This is a genomic window from Histophilus somni 2336 (assembly GCF_000019405.1).
Taxonomy (GTDB): Bacteria; Pseudomonadota; Gammaproteobacteria; order Enterobacterales; family Pasteurellaceae; genus Histophilus; species Histophilus somni.
The window spans coordinates 649,145-671,991 of record NC_010519.1 but is presented as its reverse complement, the minus strand read 5'-3'; the positions used below and the strand labels follow the sequence as shown (position 1 = coordinate 671,991).

Sequence of the window (22,847 nt, the reverse complement as noted above, 5' to 3'; positions counted from 1 at the left end):
ACCTTGTCTAAAATTCTCATAAAATGAGAGTCACTCTATTGATAATTACAGTAAATGTCCTGCTATGAACATGAAATTAAGCGTTTCTTTAGCTCAAAATATTGTGCAACGAACAAACCGTGTTCTACATAAGCCCATCAATGTAATGAATGAAACCGGCATTATTATTGCCTCAAGTAATCCTCACCGTTTGCAACAAAGACATATTGGTGCCATATACTCTATTCGTCACAACCAAACTATAGAAATAAATCAGGAGTTGGCTGAAAAATGGTTATTTGAAGTGCAACCGGGTATTAATCTTCCCATTAGTTATTTGGGAGAAATTTTAGGTGTTGTAGGTATTTCCGGAGATCCCGACACTGTTCGATCCTATGGTGAAATGGTTAAAATGACTGCCGAATTGATGATTGAACAACATTTTTTGTTAGAAAAAGAACGTTGGGATAAACGTTATAAAGAAGAGTTTATTCTAGGTTTATTAAAAGGTAAACTCAACGAGGCAGAAATTGAGAAACAAAGTGCTTTTTTCGGACTAACGCTACACACTAAAAGTGCGGTCATTATTATCCAAATTTTGCATCCCACAGCAGAGAAACTTCAAAAGCTTGCTGGATATTTAGAACAATCGATTAACCACTTCGCAATCTTATCGCATGATAAAATCGCACTTATACAACCGGCTGAAGAACTTCAAGCCTTACTTGGTACAAAAGGATTACAGAAATTATTTCCTCCTTATCTATTACCTTCGGGATTAAAAGGGCTGAAAGTGGCTATCGGTTCCGAAGTTGAAAATAATCGCAACATTTCACTTTCATTTCAGACCGCACTTAGTACCCTTCGTTATGGGGAAACTTATTTTCCTAAGAAATCCATCTATTTCTTTAATCAATATAAATTGCCTGCCTTATTAGATAACTTACGTAGTACTTGGCAAAGTAAGGAGTTATTAAAACCTATTGATACCTTATATCAACAAGACGAAAATCATCTGTTACAAAAAACATTGCAACAGTATTTTTTTTCAAATTGTGATCTTGCTCTCACTTCACAACAATTATTTATTCATATCAATACATTAAGGTATCGTCTAAGCAAGATTGAGAAAATAACCGGCTTGTCTTTCAATAAGATAGATGAAAAATTTACACTCTACCTAAGCACATTGCTAAACCAATAAATTGTATAAATATACAAAAAATAATCCTATTTATCAGGTATTTTTGTATTTATATATGAAGATTTTTTAACCTCATACATTCAATAATACACAACATGATTTTTTATTAATATATGAGGAAACGATCATGATAACTGTAACTGCTCTCGGGGCAATTGTTGCCCTTTTTACTGCAATTGTGCTCATTTTGAAAAAAGTCCCACCTGCTTATGGCATGATTATTGGTGCACTTGTGGGAGGTTTAATCGGAGGTGCGGATCTAAGCCAAACAGTTACGCTGATGATAGGCGGGGCACAAGGTATCACTACCGCTGTTATGAGGATTTTAGCCGCTGGTGTGCTGGCAGGTGTATTAATTGAATCCGGTGCGGCAAGTACTATTGCCGATACTATCGTAAAAAAACTGGGTGAATCCAGATCATTGTTGGCACTCATTCTTGCCGCAATGTTATTAACGGCTGTAGGTGTATTTATTGACGTTGCAGTCATCACAGTTGCCCCAATTGCACTGGCATTGGCAAAACGTAGCAATTTATCCAAAATGGCTATTTTGTTAGCCATGATTGGGGGTGGTAAAGCGGGTAATATTATGTCTCCTAACCCAAATGCTATCGCTGCATCAGATGCCTTCAACATCCCTCTAACTTCAGTGATGACAGCGGGTATCATTCCTGCTGTTTTTGGTCTAATCATCACCTATTTTCTAGCCAAAAGCCTAATGAATAAAGGCTCAAAAGTAAGTGAAAAAGAAATCGTTGGGATCACTGGCGAATTACCAAAATTCTTGCCAGCGATTATTGCACCGCTCTTTACTATTATTTTACTTGCCCTTCGCCCATTATTCGGCATAAAAATTGATCCTTTAATCGCACTGCCTCTTGGCGGTATTGTAGGCACAATTTGCATGAATAAAACACGTTACTTAAATCAATATGCAGTGATAGGATTAGGTAAAATGGCACCTGTTGCTGTGATGTTGTTAGGTACCGGAACATTAGCCGGTGTAATCGCTAATTCCGAATTAAAAGAACTCTTAATTGAAGGGTTAACTGCGTCCGGACTACCTTCTTATCTATTAGCACCGATTTCCGGGGGATTAATGTCATTAGCCTCAGCTTCCACTACAGCAGGAACCGCTGTAGCGTCTCAAGTGTTCGGAGCAACTTTAATTGAACTGAGCGTCAGCGGTATCGCAGCGGCAGCAATGATTCATGCCGGTGCAACCGTCTTCGATCATATGCCTCATGGTTCTTTCTTTCATGCAACCGGCGGTAGTGTTAATATGGATATTAAAGAGCGGTTAAAACTAATCCCATACGAAACTGCAGTAGGTTTGATCATGACAATTATCTCTACTCTGATTTTTGGTGTATGGCAATTATTTTAATCAATCACTATCAAGGAGAACTAAAATGAAAATTGTCATTGCACCGGATTCTTTTAAAGAAAGTTTAACCGCACTTGAAGTGGCTCAAGCTATTGAAAATGGTTTCAAAAAAATCTACCCCAATGCAGATTATGTAAAAGTTCCCATGGCAGATGGAGGAGAAGGCACAGTCCAATCTCTTGCCGATGCACTACAAGGCAAACTGATTTCTGTAGAGGTTACCGCACCTCTAGGTAATAAAACGCAAGCTGAATTTGCCATATCGGGTGATGGAAAAATCGCAATTATTGAAATGGCGGCGGCTTCCGGTTTACATTTAGTGCCGATAGAAAAACGCAATCCTTACTACACCACAAGCTATGGTACAGGAGAACTAATTAACGCCGCCTTGGATCTAGGGGTGAGCCAAATTATTTTGGGTATCGGTGGCAGTGCAACCAATGACGGTGGTGTCGGTATGCTACAAGCCTTAGGTATCAAATTCAAAGACGCTCAAGGAAAAGAAATCGGCTTGGGCGGTCTAGCTCTGCAACAAATCGCTCATATCGACACTGCACATTTAGATCAACGTTTGACACAAGTTCAATTTAATGTAGCTTGCGACGTAAATAATCCTTTATGTGGTGAAAAAGGTGCTTCTGCTACTTTCGGTCCACAAAAAGGAGCAACACCGGAAATGGTGCAACAATTGGACCAAGCTCTACTGCATTTTAGCCGTATTGTAGAACGAGATTGCGGAAAACGGATTGCTGAGCGTCCCGGATCGGGTGCTGCAGGCGGTATGGGTGGTGGATTGCTATTATTGCCTCAAGTACAACTCAAATCCGGTGTACAGATTGTCATTGATACAGTAAATTTAGCAGAAATTATCAAGGATGCCGATTTGGTCATTACCGGAGAAGGTAGAATAGATTCACAAACTATTCACGGTAAAACGCCTATTGGGGTAGCAAAAACTGCCAAACTGGCAAATAAACCTGTTATAGCCATTACAGGCTGCTTACGGGAAGATTATGAAGTAGTCTATGAGCATGGCATTGATGCAGTATTCCCCATTATTCGTCAATTAGACAGTTTGCCTGAAATTTTGGCTCAAGGCAGACAAAATCTAGAATCTACCGCTCAAAATATCGCCAGAATGCACTTGCTAGTACAACGTTCTCATTAAAAACTCTCTCACCCAAAGTCCTTATTATTAAGGGTTTTTAAGATAATTTTTGGTTGCATTCTAAAATACGATTGACAGGCTTAAGGAAAATTGATGTTATAACAATGTCAGATTTAACAACCAATATTATGGCAAAAATGGGAAAAATAAACCGATAACACTTAAAAATTTAGAGAGAATATTCAAGGCATTTGACTGCACGCCGAACGATGGATTTTCTTTTGATGATGAATATGTTGAAAAGGGAGAATAGACAATGGTTAAAATGCAATCTATAGAACCAAACATAGTTGACCTTGTAAATGGGTGGCTTAAAAGTTATGGGCTAGATTATAAATTAGAACAAGAAAGTCTAAATGCACAAATAGATAAGGCACTTGATGAATATAAATCAAAAAGTGGCGGAACGGGTGGAAATAGACCGGATGCAAAACTTTTATTGCAAGATGAGGCACTTAACTATTATCCAATACTGATAGAATATAAAGGATATAAAGATAAATTAGTAAAGTTAGACATTGACGGTAGAGTTGACAATAGAACAAGTAAAAACGAGCCTAATTACAAAAATATTAATAGCTATGCTGTAAATGGAGCGGTTCATTATGCCAATGCCATACTTCACTACACAAGCTACACAAATGTAATAGCAATCGGTGTTACGGGATATAAAAAAGAAAACGGAGAAATAGAACACTCTATTGGCGTTTACTATGTATCAAAAGATAATTTTGGGATAGGGCAAGAAGTAGGAAAATACACAGACCTTTCATTTTTAAGAAAAGAAAACTTTACAGATTTTATTCAAAAAGTAAACGAACTTTCTTTATCTGCTGAAGAGCTTGAAGCACTTAAAGAAAAACGTGAAAAAGAAATAAATGCAAGTTTAGTAAAGCTAAACAATGATATTTACGCAAATGAAAAAGGGCTTAGTGAAAACGACAGAGTCTATCTTGTGTCAGCTTCTATTATGGCAACATTAGGAATACCGGGGGGGGGTAAGTCCACTAGAAAAGTCTGACCTAAAATCATCAATAGAAGAGGGAAACACAGACGGCGAAATTATCGTTAGAAAAATAGAAGCGTTTTTAAAAAAGAAAAACCTACCAAAAACAAAACAAGACCTTATCGTAAGAACACTAAAAAATACATTATTATCAGAAAATATTAATAAGCCAATAAACGGAGAAAGCCAATTAAAAAGAATATTTGCTAAAATCGTTGATGACCTAGGTATTTACTACAAAATAGGTTTAACTACAGACTTCACAGGTAAGCTTTTTAATGAAATGTACTCTTGGCTCGGCTTTACGCAAGATAAACTAAACGATGTTGTTTTAACCCCATCTTATGTAGCAACTTTTTTAGTAAAACTTGCAAGAGTTGATAAAGACAGCTATGTGTGGGATTTTGCAACGGGAAGTGCGGGGCTACTTGTTGCTGCAATGAACGAGATGATTATAGATGCAAAAGCAAAAATCACATCACCACTTGAGCTAGAGCAAAAACAACTAAAGATAAAAGCAGAACAGCTTTTAGGCTTAGAAGTTCTATCCAACATCTATATGCTTGCCATTTTAAATATGATACTTATGGGAGATGGTAGCTCAAACATCTTAAATAAAGACTCGCTACATGATTTTGACGGTAAATATGGATTTGGTAAAACAGATGAGAAATTTCCAGCTACTGCTTTTGTGTTAAATCCGCCTTATTCAGCAGAGGGCAATGGAATGATTTTCGTAGAAAAAGCCCTATCTATGATGAACAAGGGCTATGCAGCAATCATCATTCAAAACTCTGCAGGAAGTGGAAAAGCAAAAGAACTTAACAAGAAGATACTAGCAAAAAATACACTACTTGCAAGTATTAAAATGCCCATCGATTTATTTGTTGGAAAATCAAGTGTTCAAACAAATATTTATGTATTTAGAGTAGGCGAATCTCATCAAAAAGATGAAGTTGTGAAGTTTATCGACTTTTCAAACGATGGATACACAAGAACGAACAGAAAAAAAGCAAGTGTAAATCTTAGAGATACCGACAGAGCAAAAGAAAGATATCAAGAAGTAGTAGACCTTGTGCGTTTTGGAAAACAAAAATTAAACATCTTTACAGAAAAAGAATATTACGAAGGTCATATTGACCCTTTAAATGGTTCAGACTGGAATCAATCAGCACCGATAGATACAAGACCAACTCTTGAAGATTTCAAGAAAACTGTAGCTGATTACCTTGCTTGGGAAGTATCCACTCTTCTTAAAAATACAGATAAGGAGAATGAACGCCTAAAAAAATAAATGCCTCACTGAACGAAAAACTCCAAAATGTTCAGTGGGGCGAGTATAGAATTGGGGATTTGTTTGATGTAAATTCATCAAAAAAAATATTTCATGCTAGCAATATAGAGGTTTTTGATGAACAAGTATTGGATAGTTACCCATATGTTGTGAGAAAAACAGGAGAAAATGGTATTAAAGGATACATTAAAGAAAGTGAAGAATTTTTAAATCCTAGTAATACATTGTCTTTTGCTCAGGATACATTTACCGTTTTTTATCAAAAAAATAAATATTTTACTGGAAATAAAGTTAAAGTTCTTGTTCCAAAATTTAAAATTTTTAATGAGGTAATAAGTGAATTTTTTGTTGCCGTATTTAACAATCTATTAAGTAATTTAAGTTGGGGAGATGGTTCAAATGTTGAAATGATAAAATCCTTTGTGATCCAACTTCCAACAAAAGATAACAAGATAGATTTTGAATTTATGGAGAGCTTTATAAGCGAACTCGAAGATGAGCGTATAAGAGAACTCTCCGCTTACCTAACGGTAAGCAGACTAGACAATTATGAATTGTCTAGTGAGGAAAAAGAAGCTTTAGATAAATTTGAGTTAATATCTAATAATTGGAATTTATTTAAAATACAAGATATTTTTAATGTAAAATCTTCTAAAAAGAGATTTGATGCTAATAAGGTTGAAATTTTAAATTGTGGCTTTCCTTATATTGTTAGAATGTCAACTAATAATGGTATAAAAGGTTATCTAAACCAAGATGAACAATTACTAAATCATGGGAATACTATTGCGTTTGGACAAGATACTGCGACAATGTTTTATCAAGAAAAGCCATATTTTACTGGAGATAAAATTAAAATTTTAGAATGTAGATATGATAAATTTAATAAGATAAACTCGATGTTTTTAATATCTACTATGAGAAAATCCTTTAGTACATTTTCTTGGGGAGCAAATAGTTTTAGTGAAAAAGTAATAAATAATCAAATAATTAAACTGCCAACAAAAAATAACGAAATAGACTTTTCCTATATGGAACTTCTTATTTCTGCTGTCCAAAAACTTGTTATAAAAGATGTTGTTATGTGGAAAGATAAGAAAATTGAAGCAACAAAACAGCTTGTAGGTAGAAACTAAAAAATATGATTTTAGGAATTAGAGATAGCAGAAATGTTATCTCTTTTTGTATGTACAGAATAAGCAATTATGCAAACAGAACGCAAAAAACTGAATTTCATCATTCAATCTTATTTTAAGACATAGCCTAATTTTTTAATAAAAAGTGCGGTTAAAATTTTAATTTTTTTATTAATTCAGGTAAATCAGCAATAGTATCCAACACATAATCAGCCAAAGACAATCCGTCATCGGTGATTTCTTTACCGCTTCTGACCAAAATATTCTTTTTTATCCCCGCACTTTTCCCCGCCAAAAGGTCTTCTTTCTTATCTCCCACCATAAAAGATCTTGCAGGATCAATGTTTAATTCTTTTATTGCTTGCAGTAGCATGCCATTTTTAGGCTTACGACAATCACAATCTTGTTTATACTCCCCGATTCCTTCTAAGTGATGAGGACAATAGTAAATACCATCTAAATCAACGCCTCTGTCTGCAAGAGACCAATCCATCCATTCAGTGAGCTGTAAAAATTGTTCCTCAGAAAAATACCCCCTTGCAATGCCGGACTGATTTGTGACTAAAACCAATAAAAATCCCATAGATTTAAGTTGTTTCAATGCTTCTATGCTTCCTGCTATAAACTGGAATTTGTCAATTTCATGCACATAACCGTGATCGATATTTAACGTGCCGTCTCGATCTAAAAAAATCGCTTTATTCATATACATAATACCTCTATGAAAAACAAAGTTTCTTTATTATATCGCCAATAACTAATAAATCCTTATAAAAATCTATTCAATAAATATTGACATAGCAATCTAGACGTCTAAAATACAAGCTAATTTTAATTTAACTATATAGAAAAGGGCTTATATGATTAAGCTAAAAAATATCAGTAAAGTGTTCAATGTTTCAGGCAAAAATCTGACCGCACTTGATAATGTCAGTCTTGAAGTACCTCGAGGACAAATATGTGGAGTAATTGGTGCCTCCGGAGCAGGAAAGAGTACTCTTATTCGCTGCATCAATTTATTGGAGCGTCCAACTTCAGGCTCTGTCATTGTAGATAATACAGATTTAACTCAACTTTCAGATAACGAGTTAATTCATGCTCGCCGTCATATTGGTATGATCTTTCAGCACTTTAATTTATTAAGCTCACGCACAGTCTTTGATAACGTTGCACTGCCGCTAGAACTAGAGAAAACGGATAAAACCCAAATTAAACAAAAAGTTGACGCTCTTTTAAATTTAGTAGGACTATACGATAAAAAAGATGTCTATCCGGCAAATTTATCCGGCGGACAAAAACAGCGTGTTGCTATTGCTCGTGCACTTGCAAACAGTCCTAAGGTATTGCTGTGCGATGAAGCAACCAGTGCATTAGATCCGGCTACAACACAATCTATTTTAAAATTATTAAAAGAAATTAACCGCACTTTAGGTATCACTATTTTACTGATTACACACGAAATGGATGTGGTGAAACGTATTTGCGATCAAGTTGCGGTAATTAATAAAGGGCAATTAATTGAACAAGGTTCTGTCGGAGATATTTTCTCTAATCCGAAAACCCTTCTTGCTCAAGAGTTTATTCATTCAACTTTCCATATTAATCTACCGGAAGAATATATGGAAAATTTACCGGCAACGCCAAAACATGCAAAATCTTACCCAATTATCAAATTTGAATTTACCGGTCGCTCCGTTGATGCACCGTTATTATCTCAAGCATCTAAACAATTTGGCGTCGATCTCAGTATTTTAAGTTCACAAATAGATTACGCCGGTGAGGTAAAATTCGGCTTTGTTATTGCCGAAGTTGAAGGTGAGGAAGAAGCCATCACGCAAACTAAAATTTATTTAATGGAAAATAACGTCCGTGTGGAGGTATTAGGCTATGTTGGATAATCTGCTAATTACGTTCAATCAACAATTAACGCCGGAAATGTGGAGCAAAATTGCTCTTTCTACTTGGGAAACCGTTTATATGACGATTGTGTCAACGTTTATCGCAGTCCTCATCGGTTTACCTATTGGTTGCGTAACCTTTTTAACGGGCAAAAAACAAATTCTGGAAAATAGCAATGCTAATAAAATTTTCAATGTCATTATTAATATAGGTCGATCTGTCCCTTATATTATTTTGTTATTGATCTTAATTCCTGTAACAAGCTATATCGTTGGTTCTTCGTTAGGAACCAATGCTGCTATTGTTTCTTTAAGTGTCGCTGCAATTCCATTCTTTGCTCGCTTAACCAGCAATGCATTATTTGAAATTCCAACCGGTCTAACAGAAACAGCAAAAGCATTGGGGGCTACCAATTGGCAAATTATTACAAAATTCTATTTACCTGAGGCTCTACCCTCTCTTATCAATGGAATTACATTAACTTTTGTAACGCTAATTGGCTATACTGCAATGGCTGGAACCCAAGGCGGAGGTGGTTTAGGAAGTTTAGCTATTAACTACGGAGTACATCGTGGCATGGGATTCATCACTTGGATTTCAACCATTATCATCGTGTTATTTGTTATTATTAGCCAAAAACTAGGGGATGATTTAGCTAAAAAAGTTGATCATCGCTAATTTATTTTAAACACAACTATTTAAGAGGAAATCTTATGAAATTAAACAAACTTTTCGCAACTATTGCCATTGCTTCAACTGTTGCCTTGACAGCTTGTAACGATGATAAAAAAACAGAAACAGTAGCAAATCAAAACAAACCGGCAAAAATTAAAGTCGGCGTAATGGCAGGTCCTGAACATCAAGTGGCAGAAAAAGCAGCTCAGATTGCTAAAGAAAAATATAACTTAGCAGTGGAATTTGTCATATTTAATGATTACGCATTACCTAACACTGCTGTATCAAAAGGTGATTTAGACATTAATGCGATGCAACATAAACCTTATTTAGATAAAGATACACAATCTAAAAATATCACCAACTTGGAAATTGTAGGTAACACCTTTGTTTATCCGCTTGCCGGCTATTCTAAAAAAATTAAGAATATCAGTGAATTGAAAGATGGTGATACAGTTGCCGTACCTAACGATCCAAGCAATTTGGCTCGTGCGTTGATTTTATTAGAAAAACAAGGATTAATTAAATTAAAAGATAATACAAATTTATTCTCTACTGCATTGGATATTATCGAAAATCCGAAAAATTTAGAGATTAAAGAAGTAGATACTTCTGTTGCCGCTCGTGCGTTAGATGATGTAGCTTTAGCTGTTGTCAATAATACTTACGCAGGTCAAGTCGGTTTAAACAGTGCAGAACATGGTATCTTTACTGAAGATAAAGATTCTCCATACGTCAATATTATTGTTGCTCGTAAAGATAATAAAGACAGCGTAGAAGTACAAAACTTTGTAAAAGCCTATCAAACTGAGGAAGTTTATCAAGAAGCTTATAAGCACTTTAAAGACGGTGTCGCAAAAGGCTGGTAATAGCTGTTTACGGTAGCAACTTGAATCAAATAACCAAAGTGCGGTAAATTTTACCGCACTTTTACTATTTTTTATTCAACTGTAACTGCTTTTGCCAAATTACGGGGTTGATCCACATCAGTGCCTTTAATTAAAGCAATGTAGTAAGACAATAACTGCAAAGGTACCGTATAAAAAATTGGTGCTGTGATAGCATCAACTTTTGGCAATACCAACGTTTTAAAACTATCGCTATTACCAAAACCGAACTCATGATCAGCAAAAATATATAATCGCCCGCCACGAGCACGCACTTCTTCAATATTAGATTTCACCTTTTCCAGCAAATCATTTTCCGGTGCAACAACAATAACAGGCATATCACCATCAATTAATGCTAAAGGTCCGTGTTTCAATTCACCTGCGGCATAAGCCTCTGCATGAATATAAGAAATTTCTTTTAATTTTAATGCAGATTCCATCGCTATCGGATAATACTCACCACGTCCTAAAAATAAAGTATGATGTTTTTCTGCAAAATCTTCTGATAATTTTTGAATTTGCTTATCAAAAACCAAAGCACTCTCAACCTGAGCCGGTAAACGTTGTAAGGATCGAATGATATTACGTTCCTGTTCTACATTAATAGATCCTTTAATACGACCAAGAACGACATTTAATAAAAGTAAACAAGTTAATTGTGTTGTAAATGCTTTTGTCGAGGCAACGCCAATTTCAACGCCGGCACGTGTCATAAAGGCAAAATCAGACTCTCTCACCAATGAAGAACTGGCTACGTTACAAATTGTCATAGCCGACATATCCCCAGATTGTTTTGCTAAACGCAATGCAGCTAATGTATCAGCTGTTTCACCCGATTGAGAAAGCGTAATAAATAAACTATTTGGTCTGGTGACAGACTTACGATAGCGAAACTCAGAGGCAATTTCCACATTACAACTCACTCTCGCAATAGATTCAAACCAATAACGAGCAACCATACCCGCATTATAAGAAGTCCCACAAGCAACAATTTGAATATGTTCTACTTGCCGTAAAATTTCCTCTGCATTCGGTGCAATAGCCTCAATATTAACCTGTCCATTTAAAATACGCCCATCTAAAGTATTCATGATTGCCTGCGGTTGCTCAAAAATTTCTTTTTGCATATAGTGGCGATAAGGTCCCTTATCTATTACATCTGTCTCAAAATTATTCTTATGAACTGCTCGCTCTACTTGTTTACCATTAAAATCAAAAATATCCACGCTGTGGCATGTAATTTCTGCAACATCACCCTCCTCGAGATAGATAAAACGGTGTGTTACATTTAATAATGCAAGGGGATCCGAAGCTAAAAAATTTTCTCCTATACCTAACCCAATGACTAACGGACTGCCGGAACGGGCCACAATCAAATGCTCCGGCTCATCTTGGTTCATCACAACGGTTCCATAAGCGCCTCGCAATTGAGCAATCGCTTTTTGTACCGCCTCCAGTAAAGTGTTTGCACTACGCAATTCCCATTCGACTAAATGAGAAATCACTTCCGTATCTGTCTGAGATTGAAAAATGTATCCTCGTTGTTGTAAAACTTCTTGTAATTCTTGGTAATTTTCGATAATCCCATTATGTACAACAATAATTTTTCCCGAACAATGTGGGTGAGCATTAATTTCTGAAGGCTCCCCATGTGTTGCCCAACGTGTATGTGCAATTCCCGTTCCTCCGGATAACTGTTGCTTTTCAATTGCGTCATCTAATGCCTGAACCTTACCGACTCTGCGTACAATTTGTACATGACGTTGCTCATTTAATATTGCAACACCAGCAGAATCATACCCTCGATATTCCAAACGATATAATCCATCAATTAAAATTTTTGCCACATCACGTTGTGCCACTGCACCGACAATTCCACACATAATTACTTCCTTAAAATAAAAAAATTTATACCGCACTTACGCAGACTACTTCTACGCCAAGTAATTCAATTTGCTTTTTAACTTTATCACTCAATAGCTCATCGGTAATCAATACATCAATTTGCTGCCAAGTTAATTCTAAATTAGGCATTTTTCTACCAATTTTTTGTGACTCCACCATGACAATAACTTCTTGAGCAACCTCTGCCATGACCTGACTTAACCCAACAAGTTCATTAAACGTTGTCGTTCCTCTAGCTAAATCAATACCATCTGCACCAATAAATAATTGATCAAAGTTATAAGAATACAATACTTGTTCAGCTACTTTGCCTTGAAATGATTCAGATCCGGTATCCCATGTACCACCGGTCATTAATAATGTAGGTGCATACTCCAAAGATCGTAATTGATTCGCAACAGACAAAGAATTAGTCATAACAACTAAGCCTTGTTTATTATTTAATTGCTTAATAAGTGCGGCTGTTGTACTACCGCTATCTATAATAATTCTGTTGTTATCAGCAATACGTTCCGCAGCAGCTTTTGCAATAGCTAACTTTCGATTAGAAAGTAATTCTTCGTGATTTGCTTCCAATGGCTCTTGCAGTATTAAAACTGCTCCTCCGTACTTACGTAATAAAAAACCAGTACTTTCTAATGCACTAAGATCCTTGCGAATAGTCACTTCAGATGTATTAAAATACTGCACTAACTGCTCAACACTAATCTCTCCCTTGTCTTGCAGTAACTGCATTATCACTTGACGACGCTGTTCAGTATTCCTAGGATAAAAGTTTCGTTTCATAAAAAAACCATGATTTAAATTTCGTTTCGAATTTTACATAAAAAAAAAGAATTGTAAATACGTTTTGATTTAGAAAGAAAGGTAGAGGTAGAGGTAGAGAAAAAATAAGATAACAAAAAACCTCGCAAATGCGAGGTTTAAAGTAGATAGAGAAAAATAACTTAGCTATTTACCGAATCTTTTAACGCTTTACCTGCTACAAATGCTGGTACTTTTGATGCTGCAATTTGGATTTCTGCACCGGTTTGTGGGTTGCGACCGGTACGAGCTTTACGCTCATTCACTTTAAATGTACCAAAACCGATTAACTGCACAGCTTCACCTGCTTTTAAACTGCCGGCAATTGCACCTAAGGTTGCTTCTAACGCCGCTTTTGCTTGTTTTTTATTTAATTCTGCTGCGCCTGCGATCGCATCAATTAAGTCTGTCTTATTCATAAATTAGTACCTTCTTCATATTAAATTTTTTTAAAAGTGCCGAAAAAGATCGCTCATCTTCCAGCGGCAACAATTACTGCAACTACAGTGGTGTCAAGCATAATCTAAGTTTTATAGAAAAAAAAGTAATATCTGTAAAAATTGATAACTAAATCACATTATTGAGCAATTTCTATACCGATATTAGACACCCTGCTCTCTCTTAACTCATTTTTTAAATCTAAAATCAGTCTAATATCTCTTTCTTCAGGCTCATTCAGCGTACGATAAATTTGCCACTGTACATCCAATTCCAATTCAATTTCTTCACTTTGCTTCAACTCGGCTTCAGAAAACGCTTTGTCTTGCTGAGTTTCCAGCAAAGTTATCACAGTTTGCAACGACAACTGACTTATTTTTATTGCTTTCTCCAGTGTTTCTCCAGCAATAATTGCATGTAATAATTCCGATAAGCCTTCACAGGCATCTAATGCCGGTACAACACCAAAAAATTCATAATTATTCACATCAGGAATAATATTTTCTAATTTTTCCAACTGATTTTCAAAATTAATTTTGGCATTTTTAACGGTTAAATATTCCCAAACTAAATTCAAAATATTTTGATATATTTTGGCTTTATCCATTTGCTCTGTCATTTGACAAAATAAATAAAAATTGGGGTACATACGTTCACATAAACACAGCATAAATGTGATATTTTTCCAACTTTCAAATTTTTCTAAGCGTTTATGAATAGGATTTCGCATTATTTTCACCGCACTTTTATTGATGATAGAATATTGAATATTGATGAACAGCATCCACAAAAACCTTCGGACTAATTTCCGGAACATCTTGATGAATACCATGTCCTAAGTTAAACACATGTCCGCTACCTTGTCCAAAATCGGCAAGAATTTGTTGTACTTCCTGCTCAATTCGTGCAGGCGAAGCATATAATACGGAAGGATCCATATTTCCTTGTAACGCAACTTTATGCCCAACTCGTGCTTTTGCCTCTGCTAAATTTACCGTCCAATCTAAACCTAGTGCATCACACCCCGTACTTGCCATTGCCTCTAACCACAAACCACCACCTTTCGTAAACAAAGTAACTGGCACTTTATATCCGTCATTTTCACGAATTAAGCCATCAACAATTTTGTGCATATATTGCAATGAGAAATCCAAATATTCACGATGTCCCAATACACCGCCCCACGTATCGAAAACCATCACCGCCTGCACACCAGCGTTAATTTGTGCATTAAGATAAAGTATCACGGCGTCTGCTAACTTATCCAATAACAGATGCAATATTTTTGGCTCGGAATACATCATTTTTTTGATTTTAGTAAAGGCTTTACTGCTTCCGCCTTCAACCATGTAGGTTGCTAAAGTCCAAGGACTTCCGGAAAAACCGATAAGAGGAACTTCACCTTTTAACTCACGGCGAATAGTACGTACCGCATTCATCACATACTGTAACTCTTGTTCAGGGTCGGGAATCGGAAGATTTTGTACCGCACTTTTGTTATCAATTGGTCGTGCAAATTTAGGACCTTCGCCCACACCAAAACTCAATCCCAGCCCCATAGCATCAGGGATAGTCAGAATATCCGAAAATAAAATAGCAGCATCCAGATCATAGCGACGTAAAGGTTGCAAAGTCACTTCACAAGCTAAATCGGCATTACGGCAAAGGGACATAAAATCCCCTGCTTTTGCACGAGTTGCTTTATATTCCGGTAAATAACGTCCGGCTTGACGCATCATCCAAACGGGCGTCATATCCACAGGTTCACGTAGTAACGCTTTCAAGTAACGATCATTTTTCAATACCGTCATTTTATCTTCCTTTAAAAATAGTAAAAAGAAACCGCACTTGCGGTAAAAGTGCGGTCATTATAAAGAGATTTTCTGTATTTAGCGACTTGATCCGACAGATTGTTAATATAATCTCGGCGATTGTCCAATCAATTTCAATGCAATCGCTCCTTTAGTGCTTCAAATAAGAATGTTAAATTCTATCCCTCTACAAAAATCAAAATTTTATTTTGTATATATCCTTGAAAGGTCACAGTTAATCCTCATATAGCGACAGATAAAAGAAAAGAAAGTTAAGGAATCAAAAATGACTACAATTGTCAGCGTTCGCCGTAAAGGGCAAGTCGTGGTTGGCGGTGATGGACAAGTATCACTCGGCAATACAGTAATGAAAGGCAATGCACGTAAAGTCCGCCGTCTATACAACGGTAAGGTTCTAACAGGATTTGCCGGTGGTACAGCAGATGCCTTCACGTTATTTGAACTTTTTGAGCGTAAATTGGAAATGCACCAAGGACATTTGTTAAAAAGTGCGGTGGAATTGGCTAAAGAATGGCGTACAGACAGAGCATTACGCCGTTTAGAAGCAATGCTTATTGTTGCTGATAAAACAGAATCGTTAATTATTACCGGTAATGGCGATGTGGTACAACCGGAAGAAGATCAAATTTTAGCGATCGGATCTGGCGGAAATTATGCATTATCTGCAGCACGAGCATTAGTCGAAAATACGGATTTATCCGCACGTGAAATTGTAGAAAAATCATTAAAAATTGCCGGTGACATTTGTGTATTCACCAATTTAACCCACACTATCGAAGAATTATCCGAATAATTGTCAAGGAATATATTATGTCTGAAATGACCCCTCGTGAAATTGTTTCTGAATTAGATCAACATATCATTGGACAAGCTGATGCCAAAAGAGCGGTTGCTATTGCCTTAAGAAATCGCTGGCGTAGAATGCAACTACAAGAACCGTTACGCCATGAAGTCACCCCAAAAAATATTTTAATGATAGGGCCTACCGGCGTAGGTAAAACAGAAATCGCCCGCCGTCTAGCTAAATTAGCTAATGCACCATTTATCAAAGTTGAAGCAACAAAATTTACGGAAGTAGGCTATGTGGGTAAAGAAGTTGATTCAATTATCCGTGACTTAACAGATAGTGCCATGAAACTTGTACGCCAAACAGAAATTGAAAAAAATCGTTTTCGTGCTGAAGAAATGGCGGAAGAGCGAGTTTTAGATACCCTATTACCCCCAGCGAAAGATCAATGGGGACAAATTGAAGAACGAGATACCAATACCAACACACGCCAAATTTTTCGCAAGAAATTACGTGAGGGGCAATTGGACGATCGTGAAATTGAAATTGACATTGCCGCACCAAATATCGGCGTTGAAATTATGGCACCTCCCGGTATGGAAGAAATGACCAATCAATTGCAATCAATGTTCCAAAATTTATCTTCCGGTCAAACTAAAAAACGCAAAATGAAAATCAAAGATGCGTTAAAAGCATTAATTGATGACGAGGCGGCAAAACTAATTAATCCTGAAGAATTAAAACAAAAAGCCATTGATGCGGTTGAGCAAAATGGAATTGTCTTTATTGACGAAATTGACAAAATCTGCAAAAAAGGCGAATACAGCGGTGCTGATGTATCTCGTGAAGGCGTACAACGAGATCTATTGCCATTAGTGGAAGGTTCAACAGTCAATACCAAACACGGTATGGTAAAAACCGATCACATTTTATTTATTGCATCTGGCGCATTCCAAGTCGCTCGCCCATCAGATTTAATTCCCGAATTACAAGGGCGTTTACCTATTCGTGTCGAACTTTCCGCTTTAACTGCAAAGGATTTTGAACGAATTTTAACTGAACCTAATGCGTCCCTAACCGAACAATATCAAGCACTGATGGCAACCGAAGGGGTTGATATTGAATTTACTGAAAGTGCGGTGAAAAAAATCGCTGAAGCAGCCTTTAGAGTCAATGAAAAAACAGAGAACATCGGAGCTCGCCGTTTACATACCGTTATGGAACGCTTAATGGATAAGATCTCTTTTGATGCCAGTGAAATGAGCGGTCAAAACGTCATAATTGACGGTGATTACGTTACCGGAGCATTAGGTGATGTCGTAGAGAACGAAGATTTAAGCCACTTTATTCTATAACTAAAACTCAACACTTCCCCGTCCTAAAGGGCGGGGATTCCTACATAAATACCCCCAACATTTTAAATCCTTTCTAATAACAGATTGCCTCACCAAAAAACGTTTTAAATGTATCTGCTGTAATAAAATTTTTGCCTTCAAAAAGAAATTAAATCCGAGTAATATTTGGTTAGATTATTCACAAGGAAAACAAACCTATAAGAACAAAATCTTCTTTCTGAGTGTGGCTACTTACTCTTGCATAAGAAATGGTTTTTAAATCATCTCGATTAAGCACGATATTGTGATTAATTGCTTTAAGCATTTCCAGTTTATATCTGCGATACCAACCTTTGGTCAGCTCATCAGCTTGTAACAGTCTTTTCTACCTCAGTTTTGCAATGTCTGAATAGTTACGCTTAGCAATTTACCTGCTTGTCCGATAGAGCAAAGTTTATTCATAGGTGTGGTTATAGCATAATTTAAATATTCTTAGATATTTATATTATTTTATAGATTTTATCTTTCAGTAACCAATCCACAATAACTTCCTGTTTTTTCAAGCATTTCCATCATGTCAAGGCGTTTTTGATGTCGTCCTCCGTCATAGGGCGTATTCAGCCAAAGTGTTGCTAAGGATATCGCTTTTTCTGAAGATATAATATTGGCACCAAATGCAATGATATTGCAGTTGTTATGTTCACGACACATTAGTGCGGTAAGTTCATCTGAACATAATGCACATCGAATGCCTGAGATTTTATTTGCTGCAATAGAAATGCCAACTCCTGTTCCACAGATTAAAATTCCAACATCAGCTACATTCCGCTTAACAGCATAAGCAACTTTTTCAGCGTAAATGGGGTAATCTGTACGTTCTTGTGAAACAGCACCTAAGTCTAGTAAGTTATGTCCCTGTTTTTCTAATTTTTCAATTAAAAAGGTTTTGAGTGCCAAACCAATATGATCCGAACCAATAGCGATTGTTTTCATCATTTCTCCTTATTTATAGCGTAAATAGCACCGCCTATTGCCCCATTAATAGAGGAAGGTTTAGCTTTTAATATTTCTAATTCATTGTAAGGTAATGGTTTTCTCAGGTGTTTTCTGATCAATATTTTTAGTTGTTCAAATGGGAATTTTTGCATGTCAATTACGCCACCGCCCAAAATCAAAGTATGAGGATCAAATAAATTAACCGCAGTACTAATTGCTTTAGCGACTTTGATAAGATAATTTTGAATGAATTTCTCTTGAATTGCTCTATCAAAAAGTTGCTCTAATGGATAATTTGCTTGTTGTTTATCATACCATTTTCTTAGTGCAGTCCCTGAACAGTTAGTTTCCAAACATCCCATATTGCCACACCCGCATTGAAGATGTTCATCACCGTAAGGAATGTGTCCAAGTTCACCCGCTACACCATGCCCTCCAATAAATAGCTTTCCTTGGTTCCATATTGAAAAACCCATCCCAGTGCCTAGATAAACACCTATCACTAACTTATTATTCCGTTGATAATCATTAACATCGTAGATCAATTGTAAATTAACATCTCTTTCCAATTGTACGTCACAATGAAAATATTGCTCTAACATTGGAACAAGTCCGTCTAGTTCTTGTTTAGAAAGAGATAAGTTAGGTACAGAAAGAATTTCTTTTCTATCCAATGAAACTGCTGCAGGAAGTCCTATAACAATTCGTTGAATAATAAAGTCAGTTGTAAATTCTTTACAAAATGTTGTTAGTCCATAGAGCGGTTGATTTTTGAGTACTTCTAATGTTTTCCTTTTATCAGTAGAAAGAATTTGATGATGCTCATCCATCACACAAATGCGAATGTGCGTTGCCCCCATATCAATACCAACAAATACTTTCTTCATTACAACATTCCTTTACTTAATATTCTTTCTATCTCTTTTTCAAGCATATCCCAAGCCTCAACAATATTATCTGAATTATTGAAAAGACCTGAACTTCCTACTATAAGCACATCCGCACCTGCCTTAATAAGCATTTCATAAGTCTTCGGGTTGCAGGAGCCATCGATTTCAATTTCATAATTTAATTGATGAGTTTCTCGGAATAATTTAAGTTCCGCCACTTTTTCTAACATTTCAGGAATAAATGATTGACCTGCAAATCCAGGATCGACCGTCAATATCGTAACTTTATCGGCTTTAGATAAATAATATTTTGCTTTTTCAATTGGCGTTTCAGGATTAAAAATGATGCCGACTTTCATTTCTAAATACCGGATCTTTTCAATAAGTCTAAATGCTTGTCCTGAAATGGTTTCTACATGCAAAGTGATCATGTCGCAACCAGCTTTAGCCAAATCATCAATATAATTTTCTGGGTTAGTTACCATAAGATGGCAATCCAATGGTTTCGTAGCGAGTTTTTTAACTTGACTGACAAAAAATGGTGAAAGAGTTAAGTTAGGTACATAATGACCGTCCATAATATCAATATGAAAATAAGCTACTTTTTGATCCAAAAATTCAATCTGTTCTTTGAATTTAGTAAGATCCATGCACATGAGTGATGGTGAAATAAAAACTTTCATGATGTTACCTCAAAAAATTAACGACTAATTAATCTATCCAATGCGACAGCGATGATGATTAAACCACCCATAACCACAAGTTGATAGTAAGTTTGAACTTGTAAAATATTTAGTCCGTTATTGATCGTACCGATAATTAAGCCACCAATAACGACAGCAAAAATACGTCCTTTTCCTCCGAAAAAACTGGTTCCGCCGATAATCGCACTTGCTATCGCATAAGTTTCAAAACCAACCCCCGCCAACGGCTCTGCTGCACCTAATCGAGCCGTAGAAACAACACCGGCAAGACCGGCACAGATACCTGAAATAATAAAGACCGCCATAGTGTGAAACTTGACATCAATTCCGGAATAATATGCTGATTCTTTATTTCCACCTAACGCATAGATATTACGACCTAATCGTGTTTTAGTTGTAACGAACCAAAGTAGAATAGCAATAACCACAACGAATATAACCGGTACAGGAATGAAGAAAATATCCTGAGCAAAAAAATCAACAAACTCAAAAGAAAAGCCGTAAATCGAATTTGCATCTGAAATGACGAGTGTAATACCTCTAAAAATGGCATTTGTGCCTAATGTAATAATAAAAGGATGTAAGCCTGTGTAATTGACTAACGCACCATTAATAGCACCAAGTCCACCTCCCACTAGAATGCCACCAATAATAGAGGCAACAAGAGGATCTATCCCTATAATCATTAACTGTGCTGTCACCATCCCCGAAAGAGCTAAAATAGCACCAACAGACAAATCAATACCAGCTATCAATATAGCGAAAAATTCCCCCATTCCAATTAGGGCTGTTACCGAGCTTTGAACAAAAATTTGCTGAATATTACTGGCTTTCAAAAAATATTGGCTGGATATAGATCCAAAGATAAGGACAATAACAGCAAGAATAAAGAATGTGCCGTATTTATCCCAAAATTGCGAAAAATTAAATTTACCTGTATTCATCATTAATTTACCTCTTTTGTCTCTGGTAAAGCCCAACGCATAATAGTTTCTTCTGTTAACGCTTTAGTATTCTCTAAAATAGAGGAAATAGCTCCTTCTCGGAATACCACAATGCGATCACATACAGACATAATTTCGGGAAGTTCGGAAGAGACCATCAAAATAGCTTTTCCCTGTTCTGCTAATTTACGCATAATTTTATAAATTTCTGTTTTTGCCCCTATATCAATACCTCTAGTCGGTTCATCAAAAATTAATACTTCAGGATCACAAACAATCCATTTTCCGATAATAACTTTTTGTTGGTTACCACCTGACAGCTCCGTAATATTTTGCTCAATGGACGCACATTTTATGGATAAAAGATCTTGTTGCTGTTGTGCAAGTTTGGCTTCCTTTGAAGGAGAAAAAATTCCCACCGCACCTTTATAACCACCATCTTTTAAACTTTTTGAAACAGCAATATTTTGCTTGATAGAAAAATTGGAAAAAAAGCCATTCTCACGCCTGCTTTCTGTGATATACGCCATACCTTTTTTCACTGCTTCTAATGGTGATGACGGTGTAATCTTTTTACCGTTTAAATAAATTTCCCCAGAAATGCGTTTATCAATGCCAAAGATACAGTTCATCAACTCCGTACGACCTGCACCAACTAAACCGGCAAAGCCTAAAATCTCCCCTTTTTTTAAGGAAAATGAAACATTATTGACTTGTTTAAATTTTTTACCTATAAGATTTTTAACTTCAAAAATAACCTCATTACTCACAGTATGTTGTCTGCTGATAAACCGAGATTCTATATCACGTCCTACCATCAAGCGGATAATCTCTTGATTACTGATTTCTTTTATCATACCGGAAGCCACACTACTTCCGTCCTTAAGAATTGTATAACGGTCACAAATTTGGCGAATTTCATTCATTTTATGAGAAATGTAGATAATCGCTTTTCCATCATTACGTAATTGATTCATAATGAAAAATAAGTAATCAATTTCTGAGTTAGTCAATGATGAGGTAGGTTCATCCATAATGATGATTTTTACATCTGAAATAAGAACTTTAGCAATTTCAATCATTTGCTTGTAAGAAATAGATAAATTTCCTACTTTCTCATCTAAGTCAACTTTAATTCCTAGTCTTAATAAAATAATAGACGCTTGAGAACGCATTTTTGACCAATCAACAATGGGAATACCCCAAAATTTTTTTGTTGGTAAACGACCGATATAAAGATTTTCAAGTACGCTTAATTCATCAATTAAACTTAATTCTTGATAAATAATCCCAATTCCAAGTTCTGTTGCGATTTTGTGATCTAAATGATCATATTCTTTATCTTTAATGATAATTGAACCAGAGGAAGGCATATGCAATCCTGATAAGACTTTCATTAAAGTTGATTTACCCGCTCCATTCTCACCCAGTAATGCGTGAATTTCATTCGTATAAATATCAAGATTGACATTTTTTAATGCCTGAACAACACCAAAACTTTTTGAGATATTTTTCATTTGTATTAATGGGATTGCCATAGAAAAACACTCCTATGTGGAGATTAAAATCCCCACA

At 36.0% G+C, this 22,847-nt stretch carries 22 protein-coding genes and 1 pseudogene; 11 read left to right on the top strand and 12 right to left on the bottom strand.

Translation table 11 applies throughout. From position 1 onward, the window contains the following. Positions 1 to 64: 64 nt before the first annotated feature. The 6 genes from HSM_RS02935 (at position 65) to HSM_RS02915 (ending at position 7,174) form a co-directional block, all read left to right on the top strand. Entirely contained in the window at positions 65 to 1,183 is a 1,119-nt protein-coding gene (locus HSM_RS02935; RefSeq protein ID WP_012341408.1) for a CdaR family transcriptional regulator, read from the top strand. A gap of 127 nt (positions 1,184 to 1,310) precedes the next feature. Further along, positions 1,311 to 2,570: a GntP family permease gene (locus tag HSM_RS02930; RefSeq protein WP_012341407.1), complete on the top strand. Its 1,260-nt coding sequence runs from the start codon at positions 1,311 to 1,313 to the stop codon at positions 2,568 to 2,570. Positions 2,571 to 2,595: 25 nt separating this feature from the next. Then, positions 2,596 to 3,738: a glycerate kinase gene (locus HSM_RS02925; protein WP_012341406.1), complete on the top strand. Its 1,143-nt coding sequence runs from the start codon at positions 2,596 to 2,598 to the stop codon at positions 3,736 to 3,738. 256 nt (positions 3,739 to 3,994) lie between these two features. Next, on the top strand, positions 3,995 to 4,759 hold the full coding sequence (locus HSM_RS11110) for a hypothetical protein (RefSeq protein ID WP_233145374.1): 765 nt from the start codon (positions 3,995 to 3,997) through the stop codon (positions 4,757 to 4,759). Positions 4,760 to 5,027: 268 nt separating this feature from the next. After that, complete coding sequence (locus HSM_RS11105; protein ID WP_233145373.1) at positions 5,028 to 6,038, top strand: HsdM family class I SAM-dependent methyltransferase; 1,011 nt, start codon at positions 5,028 to 5,030, stop codon at positions 6,036 to 6,038. Continuing rightward, positions 6,035 to 7,174, top strand: coding sequence for a restriction endonuclease subunit S (locus HSM_RS02915; protein ID WP_080514385.1), 1,140 nt, complete (start codon positions 6,035 to 6,037; stop codon positions 7,172 to 7,174). The genes HSM_RS11105 and HSM_RS02915 overlap by 4 nt, the downstream gene beginning before the upstream one ends. A 151-nt stretch (positions 7,175 to 7,325) precedes the next feature. Here the strand turns inward: HSM_RS02915 and gmhB are convergent, their stop codons facing one another. After that, positions 7,326 to 7,880, bottom strand: a complete 555-nt coding sequence (gmhB, locus tag HSM_RS02910; RefSeq protein ID WP_012341404.1) for a D-glycero-beta-D-manno-heptose 1,7-bisphosphate 7-phosphatase — start codon at positions 7,878 to 7,880, stop codon at positions 7,326 to 7,328. 154 nt (positions 7,881 to 8,034) lie between these two features. Between gmhB and metN the strand changes: the two genes are divergently transcribed. The 3 genes from metN to HSM_RS02895 are packed head-to-tail and all read left to right on the top strand — an operon-like array spanning position 8,035 to position 10,617. Beyond that, complete coding sequence (gene metN / locus HSM_RS02905; RefSeq protein ID WP_012341403.1) at positions 8,035 to 9,072, top strand: methionine ABC transporter ATP-binding protein MetN; 1,038 nt, start codon at positions 8,035 to 8,037, stop codon at positions 9,070 to 9,072. After that, positions 9,062 to 9,751, top strand: a complete 690-nt coding sequence (locus HSM_RS02900; protein WP_012341402.1) for a methionine ABC transporter permease — start codon at positions 9,062 to 9,064, stop codon at positions 9,749 to 9,751. Before metN ends, HSM_RS02900 begins: the two co-directional genes overlap by 11 nt. Positions 9,752 to 9,786: 35 nt before the next feature. Continuing rightward, positions 9,787 to 10,617: a MetQ/NlpA family lipoprotein gene (locus HSM_RS02895; protein WP_012341401.1), complete on the top strand. Its 831-nt coding sequence runs from the start codon at positions 9,787 to 9,789 to the stop codon at positions 10,615 to 10,617. Between the two features lie 71 nt (positions 10,618 to 10,688). On the opposite strand, the gene glmS is transcribed toward HSM_RS02895, so the two are convergent. From glmS to hemE, 5 genes are all read right to left on the bottom strand, one after another. Further along, positions 10,689 to 12,521 carry a glutamine--fructose-6-phosphate transaminase (isomerizing) gene (gene glmS / locus HSM_RS02890; protein ID WP_012341400.1) on the bottom strand — a complete coding sequence of 611 codons (1,833 nt, stop codon included), beginning with the start codon at positions 12,519 to 12,521 and terminating at the stop codon, positions 10,689 to 10,691. A 25-nt stretch (positions 12,522 to 12,546) separates the two neighbouring features. After that, positions 12,547 to 13,329, bottom strand: a complete 783-nt coding sequence (locus HSM_RS02885) for a DeoR/GlpR family DNA-binding transcription regulator (protein WP_012341399.1) — start codon at positions 13,327 to 13,329, stop codon at positions 12,547 to 12,549. A 161-nt stretch (positions 13,330 to 13,490) separates the two neighbouring features. Continuing rightward, complete coding sequence (locus tag HSM_RS02880; RefSeq protein WP_012341398.1) at positions 13,491 to 13,766, bottom strand: HU family DNA-binding protein; 276 nt, start codon at positions 13,764 to 13,766, stop codon at positions 13,491 to 13,493. A 158-nt stretch (positions 13,767 to 13,924) separates the two neighbouring features. After that, positions 13,925 to 14,515, bottom strand: a complete 591-nt coding sequence (locus tag HSM_RS02875; protein ID WP_012341397.1) for a YjaG family protein — start codon at positions 14,513 to 14,515, stop codon at positions 13,925 to 13,927. Between the two features lie 16 nt (positions 14,516 to 14,531). Further along, entirely contained in the window at positions 14,532 to 15,596 is a 1,065-nt protein-coding gene (hemE, locus tag HSM_RS02870; RefSeq protein WP_012341396.1) for a uroporphyrinogen decarboxylase, read from the bottom strand. A 286-nt stretch (positions 15,597 to 15,882) separates the two neighbouring features. Between hemE and hslV the strand changes: the two genes are divergently transcribed. Further along, positions 15,883 to 16,410, top strand: a complete 528-nt coding sequence (gene hslV / locus HSM_RS02865) for an ATP-dependent protease subunit HslV (RefSeq protein ID WP_011609687.1) — start codon at positions 15,883 to 15,885, stop codon at positions 16,408 to 16,410. Between the two features lie 17 nt (positions 16,411 to 16,427). After that, positions 16,428 to 17,759, top strand: a complete 1,332-nt coding sequence (gene hslU, locus HSM_RS02860) for an HslU--HslV peptidase ATPase subunit (protein ID WP_012341395.1) — start codon at positions 16,428 to 16,430, stop codon at positions 17,757 to 17,759. A gap of 202 nt (positions 17,760 to 17,961) precedes the next feature. On the opposite strand, the pseudogene HSM_RS11100 reads toward hslU, so the two are convergent. From HSM_RS11100 to alsA, 6 genes and pseudogenes are all read right to left on the bottom strand, one after another. Continuing rightward, positions 17,962 to 18,200, bottom strand: a pseudogene (locus HSM_RS11100) (IS607 family transposase); the annotation flags it as partial. A 57-nt stretch (positions 18,201 to 18,257) separates the two neighbouring features. Then, the gene (rpiB, locus tag HSM_RS02855; RefSeq protein WP_012341394.1) at positions 18,258 to 18,731 is read right to left on the bottom strand and encodes a ribose 5-phosphate isomerase B; all 474 of its coding nucleotides are present in this window, start codon (positions 18,729 to 18,731) and stop codon (positions 18,258 to 18,260) included. Further along, the gene (gene alsK, locus HSM_RS02850; RefSeq protein WP_012341393.1) at positions 18,731 to 19,621 is read right to left on the bottom strand and encodes an allose kinase; all 891 of its coding nucleotides are present in this window, start codon (positions 19,619 to 19,621) and stop codon (positions 18,731 to 18,733) included. Before alsK ends, rpiB begins: the two co-directional genes overlap by 1 nt. Further along, positions 19,621 to 20,307, bottom strand: coding sequence for a D-allulose 6-phosphate 3-epimerase (gene alsE, locus HSM_RS02845; protein ID WP_012341392.1), 687 nt, complete (start codon positions 20,305 to 20,307; stop codon positions 19,621 to 19,623). The genes alsK and alsE overlap by 1 nt, the downstream gene beginning before the upstream one ends. Before the next feature lie 17 nt (positions 20,308 to 20,324). Next, positions 20,325 to 21,275: a D-allose ABC transporter permease gene (gene alsC, locus HSM_RS02840; protein WP_012341391.1), complete on the bottom strand. Its 951-nt coding sequence runs from the start codon at positions 21,273 to 21,275 to the stop codon at positions 20,325 to 20,327. Further along, on the bottom strand, positions 21,275 to 22,810 hold the full coding sequence (gene alsA, locus HSM_RS02835; RefSeq protein WP_012341390.1) for a D-allose ABC transporter ATP-binding protein AlsA: 1,536 nt from the start codon (positions 22,808 to 22,810) through the stop codon (positions 21,275 to 21,277). Before alsA ends, alsC begins: the two co-directional genes overlap by 1 nt. Between the last annotated feature and the right edge of the window lie 37 nt (positions 22,811 to 22,847).